This is a genomic window from Streptomyces griseus, assembly GCF_900460065.1.
GTDB lineage: Bacteria > Actinomycetota > Actinomycetes > Streptomycetales > Streptomycetaceae > Streptomyces > Streptomyces griseus.
In genome coordinates this window covers 1-17,861 of the sequence record NZ_UAVD01000048.1, presented here as the reverse complement: position 1 = coordinate 17,861, position 17,861 = coordinate 1, and the positions used below count along the sequence as shown (strand labels likewise).

General features: G+C 69.2%; 12 protein-coding genes and 1 rRNA gene. 10 read left to right on the top strand and 3 right to left on the bottom strand.

The annotated features are described in order from the left end of the window. Window positions 1-179 precede the first annotated feature (179 nt). Window positions 180-4,148, bottom strand: a complete 3,969-nt coding sequence (gene eccCa / locus DTB53_RS31710; protein WP_012378778.1) for a type VII secretion protein EccCa — start codon at window positions 4,146-4,148, stop codon at window positions 180-182. Between the two features lie 322 nt (window positions 4,149-4,470). On the opposite strand from eccCa, the gene eccD reads away from it, so the two are divergent. The 6 genes from eccD to DTB53_RS31680 all read left to right on the top strand — a co-directional run bounded on the left by eccD (window position 4,471) and on the right by DTB53_RS31680 (window position 11,753). Further along, window positions 4,471-5,973, top strand: coding sequence for a type VII secretion integral membrane protein EccD (eccD, locus tag DTB53_RS31705; RefSeq protein WP_042498262.1), 1,503 nt, complete (start codon window positions 4,471-4,473; stop codon window positions 5,971-5,973). Between the two features lie 343 nt (window positions 5,974-6,316). Next, window positions 6,317-6,607, top strand: a complete 291-nt coding sequence (gene rpsO / locus DTB53_RS31700; RefSeq protein ID WP_003965855.1) for a 30S ribosomal protein S15 — start codon at window positions 6,317-6,319, stop codon at window positions 6,605-6,607. Between the two features lie 287 nt (window positions 6,608-6,894). Continuing rightward, window positions 6,895-9,108, top strand: a complete 2,214-nt coding sequence (locus tag DTB53_RS31695) for a polyribonucleotide nucleotidyltransferase (protein WP_003965854.1) — start codon at window positions 6,895-6,897, stop codon at window positions 9,106-9,108. Next, window positions 9,105-10,484, top strand: a complete 1,380-nt coding sequence (locus DTB53_RS31690; RefSeq protein WP_012378776.1) for a M16 family metallopeptidase — start codon at window positions 9,105-9,107, stop codon at window positions 10,482-10,484. The genes DTB53_RS31695 and DTB53_RS31690 overlap by 4 nt, the downstream gene beginning before the upstream one ends. Window positions 10,485-10,519: 35 nt before the next feature. Beyond that, window positions 10,520-11,272, top strand: a complete 753-nt coding sequence (gene dapB, locus DTB53_RS31685) for a 4-hydroxy-tetrahydrodipicolinate reductase (protein WP_003965852.1) — start codon at window positions 10,520-10,522, stop codon at window positions 11,270-11,272. 10 nt (window positions 11,273-11,282) lie between these two features. Continuing rightward, complete coding sequence (locus DTB53_RS31680) at window positions 11,283-11,753, top strand: tetratricopeptide repeat protein (protein ID WP_012378775.1); 471 nt, start codon at window positions 11,283-11,285, stop codon at window positions 11,751-11,753. A gap of 86 nt (window positions 11,754-11,839) precedes the next feature. Here DTB53_RS31680 and DTB53_RS31675 read toward each other — a convergent pair whose 3' ends face one another. Together DTB53_RS31675 and DTB53_RS31670 are read right to left on the bottom strand one after the other, a co-directional pair. Then, a complete protein-coding gene (locus DTB53_RS31675; RefSeq protein ID WP_003965850.1) occupies window positions 11,840-12,391 on the bottom strand; it encodes an SCO5741 family PH domain-containing membrane protein in 552 nt (183 codons plus the stop codon). Between the two features lie 94 nt (window positions 12,392-12,485). Further along, window positions 12,486-12,725: a hypothetical protein gene (locus tag DTB53_RS31670; protein ID WP_003965849.1), complete on the bottom strand. Its 240-nt coding sequence runs from the start codon at window positions 12,723-12,725 to the stop codon at window positions 12,486-12,488. Window positions 12,726-12,921: 196 nt separating this feature from the next. Between DTB53_RS31670 and thyX the strand changes: the two genes are divergently transcribed. From thyX to DTB53_RS31645, 4 genes are all read left to right on the top strand, one after another. Beyond that, window positions 12,922-13,659, top strand: coding sequence for an FAD-dependent thymidylate synthase (thyX, locus tag DTB53_RS31665; RefSeq protein WP_003965848.1), 738 nt, complete (start codon window positions 12,922-12,924; stop codon window positions 13,657-13,659). Window positions 13,660-13,811: 152 nt separating this feature from the next. Next, window positions 13,812-14,711 carry a 4-hydroxy-tetrahydrodipicolinate synthase gene (dapA, locus tag DTB53_RS31660; protein WP_012378774.1) on the top strand — a complete coding sequence of 300 codons (900 nt, stop codon included), beginning with the start codon at window positions 13,812-13,814 and terminating at the stop codon, window positions 14,709-14,711. Window positions 14,712-14,857: 146 nt separating this feature from the next. Continuing rightward, on the top strand, window positions 14,858-16,543 hold the full coding sequence (locus DTB53_RS31655; protein WP_003965846.1) for a ribonuclease J: 1,686 nt from the start codon (window positions 14,858-14,860) through the stop codon (window positions 16,541-16,543). A 651-nt stretch (window positions 16,544-17,194) separates the two neighbouring features. After that, window positions 17,195-17,861 (top strand): 16S ribosomal RNA (locus DTB53_RS31645); the annotation flags it as partial.

Here is a 17,861-nt window from a genome sequence, read left to right as displayed (position 1 = left end):
GACCGGTCCGGGGGTCCGGCGCACGCTTCCCCGCCCCGCCCCGCCCCGCCCCGCCGCAGTCCACGTCCACGTCGCCGTCCACGTGTACATCGGCGGCGACATCGGCACCGAAGCAACAGGGCGGGGGACCGTCCTCGTTGGTCGCCCCGCCCCGTACCCGCCCGCCCCCGGGCCCGCCGCTACCCCTTCATCAGCCCCGTCTGCACCAGCGGGTTCCCCCGGCGCCGGGTGACGAAGATGCCCCGGCCCGCGGGCATCGGGCGCGGTCGGACATTGCCGAGGATGTCGCCCTCGTTCGGGTCGCCCGACAGCATCACGCCCTGGGCGCCCAGCTCGATCATGCGCTGGAGGAAGGGGTCGTACAGGGCCCGGCTGGCCCCCGCCGTGCTCCGGGCGATGATGAAGCGCACGCCCACGTCCCGGGCGAACGGCAGCAGCTCCGTGATCCCCGAGAGCGGGTTGCCGCTCGACGTGGAGACCAGGTCGAAGTCGTCGATGACGACGTACACCGTGGGGCCCTGCCACCAGCTCTGGTCGCGCAGCTCCTGCGCCGTCACGTCCGCGGACGGTGTGCGGCGCTTCATCAGGTCGTGCAGCGCCGCCATGTGATGTTCCATGTTGTTGGACATCGGGATGTACTCCGCCAGGTGCGACCGCGGGGTCACATCGAGCAGCGAACGCCGGTTGTCGATGACGAAGAGCTTGCAGGTGTCGCCGTCGTACCGCTCGGTCAGCTGCTTGATGAGCAGCCTCAGCAGGTTGGACTTCCCGGACTCGCTCTCGCCGAACGCCAGGAAGAACGGGTCCTGCTCGAAGTTCAGGTACACCGGCTCCAGGTTGTTCTCGTCGATGCCGAAGGCGATGCCGCGCTCCGGGACCGCGTAGCCGGCCGGGAGCTCGGTCGCCGGAAGCTCGCGCGGCAGCAGACGCACCGCCGGGGCGGGCGCTGTCGTCCAGTGCCGGGCGACCTCCTGGTTCATCGCCGCCGTGGCCTCCGAGAGGTCGCTGTCGGAGTTGATGCTGTCGATCCGCGGCACCGCCGCCATGAAGTGCAGCTTCTCCGGGGTCAGGCCGCGGCCCGGCACCCCGGCGGGCACGTTGGCCGCCACCTTCCGGTCCAGCTCGGAGTCCATCACGTCACCGAGGCGCAGCTCCAGCCGGTTCATGAGGTGGTCCTTCAGGCTGGCCCGCACCTCCATGGAACGCGACGCCGTGACGATCAGGTGGATGCCGTAACCGAGCCCGCGGGCCGCGATGTCCGTGGCAGCGGCCTCCAGCCCCTCGTAGTCCGTCCGGAAGTTGCCCCACCCGTCGATGACCAGGAACACGTCACCCCACGGCTGGTCCGTAGCGGAGATGTCACCGCGCGCCCGCAGCCTGCGGTACGTGGCGATGGAGTCGATCCCGGCACTGCGGAAGTACTCCTCGCGCCGCGCCATGATGCCGTACACCTCGGCGACCGTACGGCGTACCCGCTCGGGGTCGAGGCGGGACGCGACGCCGCCGACGTGCGGCAGACCCGCGATCGACGACATGCCGCCACCACCGAAGTCGAGGCCGTAGAACTGGACCTCCTCCGGGGTGTGGGTGAGTGCGAAGCCGGCGATGAGCGTCCGCAGCAGCGTCGACTTCCCCGACTGCGGCCCTCCGGTGATCTGCATGTGGCCGGCGGCGCCGGAGAAGTCCCGGTAGAGCGTGTCGCGGCGCTGCTCGAACGGCTTGTCGATGACGCCCAGGGGTACGACCAGTCGGCCCGCTCCCTCGAAACCGGGCTGCGTCAGCCCCCGGCCCGGCACCGGGGAGAGCCCCGGCAGCAACTCGTCCAGCGACGGCGGATTGTCCAGCGGCGGCAGCCACACCTGGTGGGCGGAGGCGCCGCGCCCCTCCAGGCGGCGCACGATCACATCGAGCACCGTGTCCGCCAGCGCGTCGTCCTCCGCCGAACGCTGCTCCGGTACGCCCCCGGCCCCGGCCGCCGGCTGGACGTACCGCACCGGAACCGGGGCGGCCGTGAACGGAACCGGCCTGCGGTCCACCGGCAGCGGAGCACCCGGCGCCGCCGCCCGGTGCCCGCCCGAGCGGTACACCCCGGAGACGTACGCGGCCTTGAACCGGACCATCTCCTCCGTGCCGAACTTGAGCAGCCCGGAACCGGGCACGTTGGGCAGGTGGTAGGCGTCCGGCACCCCGATCGCGGCCCGCGACTCGGCCGCCGAGAACGTCCGCAGACCCACCCGGTACGACAGATACGTCTCCAGACCGCGCAGCCGGCCCTCCTCCAGCCGCTGCGACGCCAGCAGCAGATGCACGCCCAGCGAACGGCCGATACGCCCGATCTGGACGAACATCTCGATGAAGTCGGGCTTCGCGGTGAGGAGTTCGCTGAACTCGTCGATGACCAGCACGAGCGAGGGAATGGGCTGCAACGGCGCACCCGCCGCCCGGGCCTTCTCGTAGTCGTGGATGTTGGCGTAGTTGCCCGCGTCGCGCAGCATCTCCTGCCGCCGGTTGAGCTCACCGCGGATCGAGTCGCCCATGCGGTCGACCAGCGTCAGGTCGTCCGCGAGGTTGGTGATCACGGCCGCGACGTGCGGCATCTGCGCCATCCCGGCGAAGGTCGCGCCGCCCTTGAAGTCGGCGAGGACGAAGTTGAGCGTCTCCGAGGTGTGGGTGACGGCGAGGCCGAGCACCAGCGTACGCAGCAGCTCGGACTTGCCGGAACCGGTGGCGCCGACACACAGGCCGTGCGGGCCCATGCCCTCCTGGGCCGCCTCCTTGAGGTCCAGCATCACGGGCGCACCGTCCTCGCCGACACCGATCGGCACCCGCAGCCGCTCCGCCTGCGACCGAGGCCGCCAGGTCCGGCTCACCTCGATCGAGGCGGCGTCCCCCAGGTTCAGCAGATCGGTGAACTCCAGGTTGGCCAGCAGGGGTTCGTCGTCGTCCCCGCCCGTCGCCATGTGCAGCGGGGCCAGCTGGCGGGCGAGCGCCTCGGCTGCCTCGTAGCTCAACAGGTCGGGAACCCCGTCGTAGACGAGCCCCTGGCCCGACTCCAGCTGCAACGACTTCGGCTGCACCACGACCGAGAGGCCCCCGCGGGACCCGGTGACCTCACCCGGCACCACCTCGATGACCGTCACGCCCTGCAGGCCCTCCGCCGAGGCGAGCACCGACATCGGGGGCACCGACTCGCCGTCCAGGACCACCACGACGTGCGGCTGCTCCAGAAGCGGCTGGCCGCCCGGCTGGAAGCGCGGCCTGCCCTCCAGTCGACCGGTCAGCAACTCCTCCAGGGCCAGGGCGTCGGTGGTGATGAGGCGCCGGGTTCCGGCCCCGTCCGCGGGCCCCGAGGCCTGCGCGTGCGGGAGCCACTTCGCCCACTCCCACTGCGGGGCGGCCTCCGTTCCGGTCGCGACCGCGATCACCAGGTCCTGGGGGGAGTGCAGGGAGGCCAGCCCACCGACCACGGCCCGCGCCGCCGAACGCGCGGACTCCGCGTGACCGCTGATCGTGAGGTGGTAGAAGGCCCGCAACGAGACGGCCATGGGCAGACCGTCCAGCGTGGAGTGCGTCGCCAGGAACTGCTGCATCGCCCCGGCGGCCAGCGGCTCCAGTTCGTCCACGGGCGCCGTCTCCGGCGCGATGAGCGGCGTGGCCAGCTCCTGGCTGCCCAGCCCGATGCGCACCTGCGCGAAGTCCGGGTCACCGGCACGCCGCTCCCACACCCGGCTGCCCTCGGCGACCAGCGCCCACAACTGCTCGGGAGAGGGGTGGAGATAGAACTGCGCGTCCCGCTGCTTGCGGGCGGTCCTCAACACCGTCCGCCGGGTCTGCGTCAGGTACTTCAGGTAGTCGCGGCGCAGGTCCGCCAGTTCGCCCTGGGTGCCGCGCCGGTACCGCACGAGCATCGCGATGGCCATGGCCACCGTCGAGGCGATCATGATCATGCCCATGATGCGCATGATCGGGTTCGGCGTCATGAAGAAGAAGACGACGGAGCCGCCCATGCCCAGCATCGGCAGGAGCTGCATCAGCGCCCCCTCCTGCTGGCCCCGGGGGAGTTCCGGCGGAGGTTGCAACTGCACCTGCTCGACCGGCACTTCGGTGGGCAGGGCCCGCGGTGGGCGCTTGACGACGATCTGGCTCACAGCTCACCAATTCCCTTGCCGGACGGAAGTGTTCCTATCGGCGCCCCCGTGGCGACGGGCTCCATCCGCGGGAAGGATCCTACTGGCGTAACAGCGGCCCCATGGCGGTAGGGTGTCGCGACGCGTGTACGCATCCGCTAACTGATCCGAGAAGACGGTCATTCGGGACGAGCGGTGCGATCCGCGGTCCCGGCGGTGTGTTTCCGGCAGAAGCGGACGCCACCCGGTGAAGCGGCGCGGAGAGCGGCGCGAGCCCCGCACCCAGCGGCTCAAGCGACGCAGACAGCAGCAGAACAAGCAGCAGGGGGAGCAACAGGTGACCATGACGGCCCAGACGGCAGCCACCGGATCCGGTCGGCAGAGTCACGGAACCCCGTCCGCCGGCGGCACCGGCTTCTGCCGGGTCACGGTCGTCGCGCCCGACAGCCGTGTCGACGTGGCCCTGCCCGAGGACATCCCCGTGGCCGATCTCTATCCCGAGATCCTCCGGCTGTCCGGACAGAGCCCCGCCCCCGGCGCACCCGTCGGCTACCACCTGGTGCGCCGCGACGGCACCGTCCTCGACAGCGCCCGTACCCTCGCCGGGCACCGCATCCTCGACGGCGAGCTCCTGTCGATGCGGCCCTTCTCCGAATCGCTGCCCCCGGCCGTCTTCGACGACGTGTCGGACGCCGTGGCCACCGCCGTGGCCAAGGACCGCACGCTCTGGGGCGACGCCCTCATGCGCGGGGCCGGCCTCTTCGGCGGCTCCGTTCTGCTGGCCCTGCTCGGCTTCGTGCTGTGGACCGCCGACCCGCTCCACGACATGCACGGCCTGCCCGGAATCCTGGCGGGCGTCGTCGCCCTGCTCCTGCTCGCCTTCGCCTGCGTGCGGGCGCGGGTGTACGACGACCGCGCCTCGGCGATCGCGCTCGGCACCGGCGCCCTGGTGAACGCCGCGGTGGCCGGATCCGGCCTGCTGCCCCTGAGCGCCGGGCAGGGCATCGGACGGCTGCAGTTCCTGCTCGCCTGCGCGGCGGTCCTCGTCGTCGCGGTCATCCTGATGATCGTCGCGCCCGGCGGCGACGGACCGTTCGTCGCGTTCGTCTTCGCGAGCGCCGTCGGCCTCCTGGTCACCTTCGTCGCGATCCTGAGCGGCATGAGGCCGATCGAGGCCGCCGCCGTCTGCTCCCCGCTCGCCGTGGGGGCCCTCGCCTTCCTTCCGGGACTCTCCACCCGCTTCGCCCGGCTGCCCATCGGATTCGAGCCGCCCCGCACCACGGTCGGCGACTACGGGACCGCCGAGCCCGCGGCCACGGGCCCGGTGGACGCCGTACGCCTCGCCGCCCAGGCGCGGCGCGGTCACGAACTGCTCCTCGGCCTGGTCGGCGGCTGCGCCCTCGTCGCCGTCGCCGCCGCCGCCGTGCTGGGGTTCTCCGACAACGTCTGGGGCCAGCTGCTCGCCCTGGCCACCGGCGTCGCCATGCTGATGCGCGCCCACCTCTTCCGCTACACGGCCCAGGTCGGCTGCGCGCTCGCCGCGGGCCTCGGCTCCCTCGTGCTGCTGGGCCTGGGGCTGTCCCTCAACCCGCCGGTCGCCATGGTGCGCGACGCGCTGAGGGGGGACGGCGCCGCACTCGACATCCGTACGGTGTGGCTCGCCGCGGCGGTCGCCGGCGTCGCCGTCCTGATCACCGCCATCGGCCTGATCGTGCCGCGCAAGGGGGTGACCCCGTTCTGGGGACGCTTCCTGGAGATCGCCGAAACGGTCGTCCTGCTGACGCTGCTCCCGCTCTGCCTCGCGGTCTTCGACGTCTACCACTCGATCCGCGCCCTCACCAGCTGATCGCGACCGGCGGCGGGCCGTCACGCCTGACCGACCGCCGCACCGCGCATCCCCTGATCGACCGCCGCACCGCCCGTCCCCTCTGGTCGACGGCCCGCCCCGGCGGTCACCCCTGGCCGACGGCCGGCCCCGGCCATCACCGCTGGTCGGCCGGTGCCCCGGCCGACCAGCGGACGGGGGTGACCCGAACGGCTGGTACTCTGTCCAGTGGCCGTTTGTGTACGCGTCCTCGGATCATCCTGGGGGCTGCGCTCATCGGACCTTCGCCTCCGAGTCACGGAAGCTCCCCTGAGAACAAGACCAGGGGCACTCGTGGGCGCTTCGAACATCAAGAGGAGTACGCGTGCCGCTCGACGCCGCTACGAAGAAGCAGATCATGTCCGAGTTCGCCCAGAAGGAGGGTGACACCGGATCCCCCGAGGTCCAGGTCGCCATGCTCTCCCGCCGGATCTCGGACCTGACGGAGCACCTCAAGACGCACAAGCACGACCACCACTCCCGTCGTGGTCTGCTGATCCTGGTCGGCCAGCGTCGCCGCCTCCTGCAGTACCTGGCCAAGAAGGACATCCAGCGCTTCCGTGCGCTCGTCGACCGCCTCGGCATCCGCCGTGGCGCGGCCGGCGGCGCCAAGTAAGAACGCTGTGGAAAGGGAGCGGTTCCCGCGTCTGAGGGGACCGCTCCCTTTGCCGTACGTGCACGACCGGTGTCAAGCTCAGTAACCTGGGTGCAGCGACACCCGCGCGACGCAAGAACAGAGGGAGAGGCGCGACGACGCCGCCGCCGGTCCTCGGTAGTGGCCCCCGGGAACATGCCCGGGAGCTTCGATCGAAGACCGGCCCGCATCCACGGTGCGCCTCTCCCGCACCGTCCCCCGCCACACGGGCGCGAGGACGAAAGACGACGAGTATGGAGAAATCACTAGTGGAGAACGAGACCCACTACGCCGAGGCCGTTATCGACAACGGAACCTTCGGCACCCGCACCATCCGCTTCGAGACGGGCCGCCTGGCCAAGCAGGCCGCAGGCTCCGCCGTCGCGTACCTGGACGACGACACCATGGTGCTGTCGGCCACCACCGCTTCCAAGCGGCCCAAGGACAACCTCGACTTCTTCCCCCTCACGGTGGACGTCGAGGAGCGGCAGTACGCGGCCGGCAAGATCCCCGGCTCCTTCTTCCGCCGTGAGGGCCGCCCCTCCGAGGACGCGATCCTCACCTGCCGCCTGATCGACCGGCCGCTGCGCCCCTCCTTCAAGAAGGGCCTGCGCAACGAGATCCAGATCGTCGAGACGATCATGGCGCTCAACCCCGACCACCTGTACGACGTGGTCGCGATCAACGCCGCCTCCTGCTCCACCATCCTGGCGGGCCTGCCCTTCTCCGGCCCGATCGGCGCCACCCGCGTCGCCCTGATCAAGGGCCAGTGGGTCGCGTTCCCGACGCACACCGAGCTCGAGGACGCCGTCTTCGACATGGTCGTCGCCGGTCGCGTCCTGGAGGACGGCGACGTCGCGATCATGATGGTCGAGGCCGAGGCCACCGAGAAGACCATCCAGCTCGTCAAGGACGGCGCCGAGGCTCCCACCGAGGAGATCGTCGCCGCCGGTCTGGACGCCGCGAAGCCCTTCATCAAGGCGCTCTGCAAGGCCCAGTCGGACCTGGCCTCCAAGGCCGCCAAGCCGGTCGGCGAGTTCCCGGTCTTCCTCGACTACCAGGACGACGTCTTCGAGGCGCTCGCCAAGGCCGTCACCTCCGAGCTGAAGCAGGCGCTCACCATCGCGGGCAAGCAGGACCGCGAGGCCGAGCTGGACCGCGTCAAGGAGATCGCCGCCGAGAAGCTCCTCCCGGCCTTCGAGGGCCGCGAGAAGGAGATCTCCGCCGCGTACCGCTCGCTGACCAAGCAGCTCGTCCGCGAGCGCGTCATCAAGGACAAGGTCCGCATCGACGGCCGCGGCGTCACGGACATCCGTACGCTCGCCGCCGAGGTCGAGGCCATCCCGCGCGTGCACGGCTCGGCGCTGTTCGAGCGTGGCGAGACCCAGATCCTGGGCGTCACCACCCTCAACATGCTCCGTATGGAGCAGCAGCTGGACACCCTCTCCCCGGTGACCCGCAAGCGCTACATGCACAACTACAACTTCCCGCCGTACTCCGTCGGCGAGACCGGCCGCGTGGGCTCGCCCAAGCGCCGCGAGATCGGCCACGGTGCGCTCGCCGAGCGCGCCATCGTGCCGGTCCTCCCGACCCGCGAGGAGTTCCCCTACGCGATCCGCCAGGTCTCCGAGGCGCTGGGCTCCAACGGCTCGACGTCCATGGGCTCGGTCTGCGCCTCCACCATGTCGCTGCTGAACGCCGGTGTGCCCCTCAAGGCCGCCGTCGCCGGTATCGCCATGGGCCTGATCTCGCAGGAGATCGACGGCAAGACCCACTACGTCGCCCTCACCGACATCCTCGGTGCGGAGGACGCCTTCGGCGACATGGACTTCAAGGTCGCCGGCACCAAGCAGTTCGTGACCGCGCTCCAGCTCGACACCAAGCTCGACGGCATCCCCGCCTCGGTCCTGGCCGCCGCGCTGAAGCAGGCCCGTGACGCGCGTCTGCACATCCTGGACGTCATGAACGAGGCCATCGACGTCCCGGACGAGATGTCCCCGAACGCCCCCCGGATCATCACCGTCAAGATCCCGGTGGACAAGATCGGTGAGGTCATCGGCCCCAAGGGCAAGATGATCAACCAGATCCAGGAGGACACCGGCGCCGACATCACGATCGAGGACGACGGCACCATCTACATCGGTGCACAGGCGGGCTCGCAGGCCGAGGCCGCCCGGGCCACGATCAACGCCATCGCCAACCCGACCATGCCGGAGGTCGGCGAGCGCTACCTGGGCACGGTCGTCAAGACCACCACCTTCGGTGCGTTCGTCTCGCTCATGCCGGGCAAGGACGGTCTGCTGCACATCTCGCAGATCCGCAAGCTCGCCGGTGGCAAGCGCGTGGAGAACGTCGAGGACGTGCTCGGCGTCGGTGCCAAGGTCCAGGTCGAGATCGCCGAGATCGACTCCCGCGGCAAGCTCTCCCTCATCCCCGTCATCGAGGGCGAAGAGGACGAGAAGAAGGACGACACCGACAAGTGACGTCCCGTAGTTCCGCGACGACGGCCCGCACCTCCTCGGAGGGGCGGGCCGTCGCCCGTACCCAAACGCTTCTCAAGGGCAGCAACGGCATCGGAACCGTCCGCCGGACCGTCCTCCCCGGCGGTCTGCGGATCGTCACCGAGACCCTGCCCTCCGTCCGGTCCGCCACCTTCGGGATCTGGGCGAACGTCGGCTCCCGCGACGAGACGCCCACCCTGAACGGCGCGACCCACTACCTCGAACACCTCCTCTTCAAGGGCACCGCCCAGCGCACCGCCCTCGACATCTCCTCCGCCATCGACGCGGTCGGCGGCGAGATGAACGCCTTCACGGCGAAGGAGTACACCTGCTATTACGCGCGGGTCCTCGACACCGACCTGCCGCTGGCCATCGACGTCGTCTGCGACATGCTGACCGGCTCGCTGATCGCCCCCGAGGACGTCGACGCCGAGCGCGGCGTGATCCTCGAAGAGATCGCGATGACCGAGGACGACCCGGGCGACTGCGTGCACGACCTGTTCGCGCACACCATGCTCGGCGACACCCCCCTCGGCCGCCCCGTCCTCGGCACCGTCGACACGATCAACGCCCTGAACCGGGGCCAGATCGCCCGCTTCTACAAGAAGCACTACGACCCCACGCACCTGGTCGTCGCCGCCGCGGGCAACGTCGACCACGCCACCGTCGTGCGGCAGGTCCGCCGCGCCTTCGAGAAGGCTGGCGCCCTCTCCCGTACGGACGCGGTGCCCATGGCGCCCCGCGAGGGCTCCCGCACCCTGCGCGCCGCCGGCAAGGTCGAGCTGCTGAACCGCAAGACCGAACAGGCCCACGTGGTCCTCGGCATGCCGGGCCTCGCCCGCACCGACGACCGCCGCTGGGCCCTCGGCGTCCTCAACACGGCCCTCGGCGGCGGAATGAGCTCGCGCCTCTTCCAGGAGGTACGGGAGAAGCGCGGTCTGGCCTACAGCGTGTACTCGTACACCTCGGGCTTCGCCGACTGCGGTCTCTTCGGCGTCTACGCGGGCTGCCGGCCCAGCCAGGTCCACGACGTCCTCAAGATCTGCCGCGACGAGCTGGACCGGGTCGCCACGCACGGTCTGGACGACGACGAGATCACCCGCGCCATCGGCCAGCTCTCCGGCTCCACCGTCCTCGGCCTGGAGGACACCGGCGCCCTGATGAACCGTATCGGCAAGAGCGAGCTGTGCTGGGGCGAGCAGATGTCGGTCGACGACATGCTGGCCCGTATCGCGGAGGTCACCCCCGACGACGTACGGCAGGTGGCGGGCGAGCTCCTCACCCGACGCCCCTCGCTCTCGGTCATCGGCCCGCTCAAGGACAAGCAGGCGGACCGCCTCCACGCAGCGGTCTCCTGATCCCCCAAGCGCTCGCACCCCTTAAGGAACCAAAGATGAGCAAGCTGCGCGTAGCCGTTCTCGGTGCTCGGGGCCGGATCGGCTCCGAGGCCGTCCGGGCCGTCGAGGCCGCCGACGACCTGGAGCTGGTGGCGGCCCTGGGCCGGGGCGACCGCCTGGAGACCCTCACCGACACCGGCGCCCAGGCCGTCGTCGAGCTCACCACTCCCGCCTCGGTGATGGAGAACCTCGACTTCTGCCTCCGGCACGGCATCCACGCCGTCGTCGGCACCACGGGCTGGACCGACGAACGGCTCGCGCAGCTGAACACCTGGCTCGACGACTCCCCGTCGACGGGCGTCCTGATCGCCCCGAACTTCTCCATCGGCGCCGTCCTGACCATGAAGTTCGCGGAGCGGGCCGCCCGCTACTTCGAGTCCGTCGAGGTCGTCGAACTGCACCACCCCAACAAGGTCGACGCCCCCTCCGGCACCGCCACCCGCACCGCCCAGCTCATCGCGGCGGCCCGCGCCGAAGCGGGCAGCGCACCCCAGCCGGACGCCACCACCACCGCCCTGGACGGCGCGCGCGGCGCGGACGTCGACGGCGTCCCGGTCCACGCGATCAGGCTCCGCGGCCTGCTGGCCCACCAGGAAGTCCTGCTCGGCGGCGAGGGCGAGACCCTCACCATCCGCCACGACTCCCTCCACCACAGCAGCTTCATGCCGGGCATCCTGCTCGGCGTCCGCCGCGTGGTGACCACTCCCGGCCTCACGTTCGGCCTGGAACACTTCCTCGACCTGAACTGACTGAGCCCCCATGCGCGCAAAGATCACCTACTTCGCCACGGCAGCCGTCCTGGTCTTCTACTTCGTCCTGGTCGGCGGCCGCGGTCTGATGCTCATCCGGCACGGCACGCTGCTCACGGTCACGTTCGGCGTCGCCGTGCTGATCCTTCCGGTGATCGGCCTCTGGTTCCTCTGGAAGAACACCCAGTTCGTCCGGCGCGCCAACGCTCTGGCGGCCGAGCTGGACGCGGAGGGCGGCCTCCCGGTCGACGACCTGGCCCGCACGCCCTCCGGCCGCGTGGACCGGGACGCCGCCGACGCGGTCTTCACCAAGCGCCGGGAGGAGACCGAGGACGCCCCGGGCGACTGGCGGACCTGGTTCAGACTGGCGGTCGCCTACCAGGACGCCAGGGACACCCCGCGAGCCCGCAAGGCCATGCAGAGGGCGATCGCGCTGCACAAATCCAGGCCGACCGCACCCTCCAGCCCGTCCGGCGCTTGAGGACATCTTTCCACCCGTACGCATGTGAGCCCGGGACCCCAAAGGGCCCCGGGCTCACTCACTCACAGACGGCGACAGCCAGACGCTCACCCGAGCCGGTACTCGTCCGCCCAGGCCTCCACCGCGTCCGTGGCCCGCTCGAACGCCTCCTCACGCCCGAGGAAGTCCGCGTTGTGGTCGGTGGCCAGAGGCGGCAGGGTCTCACCGCTCTGCCGGACCACGACGAGCGCCTGGCCCTGGACCGTACGGGGGAGGCCCATCCACTTCACGGGCTGCTGGACCGTACGAACCGCGGACGTGCCGCTCCAGGCCACCGTGGTGGTCCGGAAGAACGCGACGCGCCGCACTCCGTGGCGGCTGACCCACGCACCGACCCGCAGCAGCCGCAGGGCGGCGGCGATGAGCGCAGCGGCCAGGACCAGACACACGGTGGCGCCCGAGGGCGCTCCGGCCACACCGATGATCATGGCCGCGAGCAGAACGAACGAGGCCAGCAACAACAGGGTGGCCGCCGCCGCGACCCGCCACGGTCCGGGGCGGTAGGGCCGCCGCCAGCTGTCGTGGTCGTCGAACGGCAGCGCGACGTCCTCCGCGCTCGCGTCGAATGCGCGGTCGGCCGTCAGAAAGGGCAGGGGCACGACTCATCCTCACTCACAAGCACGCTCGATTGCTGTGCCCGGTGAGGCTACCGAGCCTGCCACCGGCCCGACCACCCCAGGGGGTCCGTACGAGTCAGCGGCCCTGAGAAGCCTCGGACTGCTTGCCGTGCGCGGGGGACTGTTCGGAGTCGAGAGCGGGGAGCCCCAGCAGCAGTGAGCCCACGAGACCGGCGACCACGGTGAGCCCGACGAGGGACCGCCCCAGAAGTTCGGGAACGGTGGCGCGCGCCGAGGGGGGAGGAGTGACATTACTGCGGAATCGGTCGGACTCGGCGACGAACGAGAACGGGACGGCTTCACGCCGGCGGAACATGAGGAAACTCTCCTTGATCTCAGTGACGGGTGCTGCTAGTGAGTCAGACGTACGACAGACCGAATCGGTGCCCGAATCGCCGTACTTGTTGAGGGAAACTCCACGAACGGCTGCCCCGAGGTCGGCGCGTGCACGCCTCCCGGTGGCCCGTAAAGTGGTCGCCGCCAGAGCGACACCACTGGAAGGACCCCCGTCGGTGACCGACACTCCCGAACCCGCAAAGCCCCACTTCCGCAGCGACGTCACCGTCGAGCTGGTGAAGAGCGACGCGCGCGACGCGGACGTGCTGTTCGCCGCCCGGGTCTCCACCGCCGGCGAGCAGTCGCTCGAAGAGGTCACCAAGGACCCCGAGCGCTCCAAGGGACTCATCAACTACCTCATGCGGGACCGGCACGGCAGCCCGTTCGAGCACAACTCGATGACGTTCTTCATCAGCGCCCCGATCTTCGTCTTCCGTGAGTTCATGCGGCACCGCGTCGGCTGGTCGTACAACGAGGAATCGGGCCGCTACCGGGAGCTGGAGCCGGTCTTCTACGTCCCCGGAACCTCCCGCAAGCTGGTCCAGCAGGGCCGCCCCGGCAAGTACGTGTTCGTCGAGGGCACCGAGGAGCAGTACGACGTCACGACCAGCGCCATGGAAGAGTCCTACCGGGCCTCCTACGAGGCCTACCAGGAGATGCTGGCGAAGGGCGTGGCCCGCGAGGTCGCCCGCTCGGTCCTCCCCGTAGGACTCTTCTCCTCGATGTACGCCACCTGCAACGCGCGCTCCCTGATGCACTTCCTCGGCCTGCGCACCCAGCACGAGCTGGCGAAGGTTCCGTCCTTCCCGCAGCGCGAGATCGAGATGGTCGGTGAGCAGATGGAAGCCCACTGGGAGCAGCTCATGCCGCTCACTCATGCGGCCTTCAACAAAAATGGACGGGTAGCCCCGTAGGCGGTGTCCGTATTGCGGCGTTTCGAGAAGTTCATCTAGGCTGATCAAACGGACCCGGCACTGCTTGAACCCCCGAGCAGGCAGTGCCGGGCTCCTCTTCCCCGTCCCCCCGAGGGGACCCCGCGCGCTGAGCAGCGAGTAGCGTGTTACCCATGGCTCCGATCTCCACTCCGCAGACCCCCTTCGGGCGGGTCCTCACCGCTATGGTCACGCCCCTCACGGCGGACGGCGCTCTCGACCTCGACGGCGCCCAGCGGCTCGCCGCCCACCTGGTGGACGCAGGCAATGACGGCCTGATCGTCAACGGCACCACCGGTGAGTCCCCGACCACCAGTGACACGGAGAAGGACCAGCTCGTACGAGCGGTACTCGAAGCGGTCGGCGACCGGGCGCACGTCGTCGCCGGCATCGGCACGAACGACACCCGGCACAGCGTCGAGCTCGCCCGGACGGCCGAGCGCACCGGCGCCCACGGCCTGCTCGCCGTGACGCCGTACTACAACAAGCCGCCGCAGGAGGGCCTGCTCCGGCACTTCACCGCCATCGCCGACTCCACCGGCCTGCCCGTGATGCTGTACGACATCCCCGGCCGCAGCGGGGTACCGATCGACACCGAGACCCTCGTCCGGCTGGCCGACCACCCGCGGATCGTCGCGAACAAGGACGCCAAGGGCGACCTGGGCCGCGCCAGCTGGGCCATAGCCGAATCGGGACTCGCCTGGTATTCCGGCGACGACATGCTCAACCTGCCGCTGCTCTCGGTCGGCGCGGTCGGCTTCGTCTCCGTCGTCGGCCACATGGTCACCCCCGAGCTGCGGGCCCTGATCGACGCGCACCTGAGCGGCGACGTCCAGAAGGCCACCGAGATCCACCAGAAGCTGCTCCCGGTCTTCACCGGGATGTTCCGCACCCAGGGCGTCATCACCACGAAGGCCGCCCTGACCCTCCAGGGACTCCCCGCCGGACCGCTCCGCCTGCCGCTGGTGGAGCTCAGCGTCCAGGAGACGGCCCAGCTCAAGATCGATCTCGCCGCCGGCGGGGTACAGCTCTAGGCACCGGCTTCCCGGTCCACAGACTTCACAACTGAACAGGCGAGGCGACTCGCATCGAGCAACACCCCAAGACAACAGCAAGTGCACGAATGACATGCGCGCCACGTGCCTCAGCGGTACGTGGCGCGCGTGGTAAGGAGAGTCTTTTGAGTCATCCGCATCCTGAACTCGGCACCCCGCCGAAGCTCCCGAAGGGCGCCCTGCGGGTCACCCCGCTCGGCGGCCTGGGCGAGATCGGCCGCAACATGACGGTCTTCGAGTACGGCGGCCGTCTGCTCATCGTCGACTGCGGCGTCCTCTTCCCCGAGGAGGAGCAGCCGGGCATCGACCTGATCCTTCCGGACTTCACCACGATCCGGGACCGTCTGGACGACATCGAGGGCATCGTCCTCACGCACGGCCACGAGGACCACATCGGTGGTGTCCCGTACCTGCTGCGCCTGAAGCCGGACATCCCCCTCATCGGATCGAAGCTGACCCTCGCGCTCATCGAGGCGAAGCTCCAGGAGCACCGCATCCGCCCCTACACCCTTGAGGTGCAGGAAGGGCAGCGCGAGCGCATCGGCGTCTTCGACTGCGAGTTCATCGCGGTCAACCACTCCATCCCGGACGCTCTCGCCGTCGCCATCCGCACCCCCGCGGGCATGGCCGTGGCCACCGGTGACTTCAAGATGGACCAGCTCCCGCTGGACGGCCGTCTCACCGACCTGCACGCGTTCGCGCGCCTCAGCGAGGAGGGCATCGACCTCCTCCTCTCCGACTCCACGAACGCCGAGGTTCCGGGCTTCGTGCCGCCGGAGCGGGACATCTCCAACGTCCTGCGCACGGTCTTCGCGAACGCCCAGAAGCGCATCATCGTGGCGAGCTTCGCCAGCCATGTGCACCGCATCCAGCAGATCCTGGACGCCGCCCACGAGTACGGCCGCAGGGTCGCCTTCGTCGGCCGCTCCATGGTGCGCAACATGGGCATCGCCCGTGACCTCGGCTATCTGAAGGTCCCCGCGGGCCTGGTCGTCGACGTCAAGACCCTCGACGACCTCCCGGACGACGAGGTCGTGCTGGTCTGCACGGGATCGCAGGGCGAGCCGATGGCCGCCCTCTCCCGGATGGCCAACCGCGACCACCAGATCCGGATCGTCCCCGGCGACACGGTGATCCTGGCGTCGTCCCTCATCCCCGGCAACGAGAACGCGGTCTACCGCGTGATCAACGGCCTGACCCGCTGGGGCGCCAACGTCGTCCACAAGGGCAACGCCAAGGTCCACGTCTCGGGCCACGCCTCGGCCGGCGAGCTGCTGTACTTCTACAACATCTGCAAGCCGAAGAACCTGATGCCGGTCCACGGCGAATGGCGCCACCTGCGGGCCAACGCCGAGCTGGGAGCCCTCACGGGCGTACCCAAGGACCACATCGTCATCGCCGAGGACGGCGTGGTCGTCGACCTCATCGACGGCAAGGCCAAGATCGTCGGCAAGGTCCAGGCCGGGTACGTGTACGTCGACGGCCTCTCCGTCGGCGATGTCACCGAGACCTCCCTCAAGGACCGCCGCATCCTCGGCGACGAGGGCATCATCTCGGTGTTCATCGTGGTCGACAGCTCCTCTGGCAAGATCGTGGGCGGCCCCCACATCCAGGCCCGCGGCTCCGGCATCGACGACAACGCGTTCGCCGGCGTCACTCCGAAGATCCAGGAAGCCCTGGACAAGTCGGCGCAGGACGGCGTGATGGAGCCCCACCAGCTCCAGCAGATGGTCCGCCGGACCGTCGGCAAGTGGGTGTCCGACACCTACCGCCGACGCCCGATGATCCTTCCGGTGGTCGTCGAGGTCTGAGTCCTCGCAACCGCCTGACCTGGAGCGGGGCCCTCGATTTGCATCGAGGAGCCCCGCTCCAGTACGTTTGCGTCTCCGCCTGAACGGGAAGTACCTCGCGCACTCGTGCGCCTGGAGAACCCCGGAAGGGGCGGGAATTCCGACTCAAGATCTCTGATAAAGTCGGATGCGCCGAAAGGCAAGGCCTTCCGCAGGCCACCAGAAATCACCTTCGGACCGGAAACGGAACGGAAAAGAGTCTGGTAAAGTCGGACTCGCCGGAAAGGGAAAACGCGAAAGCGAAGAACCTGGAAAGCGAAACTGCACGGCCCGCTTCGACCGGGAATCGGACACGAAAGAGTCTGATAGAGTCGGAAACGCAAGACAGCGAAACAGAGCAGTACCGAAGGGAAGCGCCCGGAGGGGCCCGGTGAAACGGGACCGAAGGAAGCGTCCGTTCCTTGAGAACTCAACAGCGTGCCAAAAGTCAACGCCAGATATGTTGATACCCCGGCCTGCTTCGGCAGGTTGGTGGTTCCTTTGAAAGTCCTGTCGTTCCGCCCCGTTGTGGGTGGCGGCAGGCAATACACAGCGAGGACGCTGTGAACAACGGGTCTTATTCCGACCGGTTGTTCCGCTCTCGTGATGTGTGCACCCGATTACGGGTAAACATTCACGGAGAGTTTGATCCTGGCTCAGGACGAACGCTGGCGGCGTGCTTAACACATGCAAGTCGAACGATGAAGCCTTTCGGGGTGGATTAGTGGCGAACGGGTGAGTAACACGTGGGCAATCTGCCCTTCACTCTGGGACAAGCCCTGGAAACGGGGTCTAATACCGGATAACACTCTGTCCCGCATGGGACGGGGTTAAAAGCTCCGGCGGTGAAGGATGAGCCCGCGGCCTATCAGCTTGTTGGTGGGGTAATGGCCTACCAAGGCGACGACGGGTAGCCGGCCTGAGAGGGCGACCGGCCACACTGGGACTGAGACACGGCCCAGACTCCTACGGGAGGCAGCAGTGGGGAATATTGCACAATGGGCGAAAGCCTGATGCAGCGACGCCGCGTGAGGGATGACGGCCTTCGGGTTGTAAACCTCTTTCAGCAGGGAAGAAGCGAGAGTGACGGTACCTGCAGAAGAAGCGCCGGCTAACTACGTGCCAGCAGCCGCGGTAATACGTAGGGCGCAAGCGTTGTCCGGAATTATTGGGCGTAAAGAGCTCGTAGGCGGCTTGTCACGTCGGATGTGAAAGCCCGGGGCTTAACCCCGGGTCTGCATTCGATACGGGCTAGCTAGAGTGTGGTAGGGGAGATCGGAATTCCTGGTGTAGCGGTGAA

Bases quoted from the DNA above. Each gene is read 5' to 3' on its own strand.
- eccD (WP_042498262.1), top strand. From the start codon at position 4,471: ATGACGGCCCAGACGGCAGCCACCGGATCCGGTCGGCAGAGTCACGGA.
- dapB (WP_003965852.1), top strand. From the start codon at position 10,520: ATGAGCAAGCTGCGCGTAGCCGTTCTCGGTGCTCGGGGCCGGATCGGC.
- DTB53_RS31680 (WP_012378775.1), top strand. From the start codon at position 11,283: ATGCGCGCAAAGATCACCTACTTCGCCACGGCAGCCGTCCTGGTCTTC.
- DTB53_RS31670 (WP_003965849.1), bottom strand. From the start codon at position 12,725: ATGTTCCGCCGGCGTGAAGCCGTCCCGTTCTCGTTCGTCGCCGAGTCC.
- dapA (WP_012378774.1), top strand. From the start codon at position 13,812: ATGGCTCCGATCTCCACTCCGCAGACCCCCTTCGGGCGGGTCCTCACC.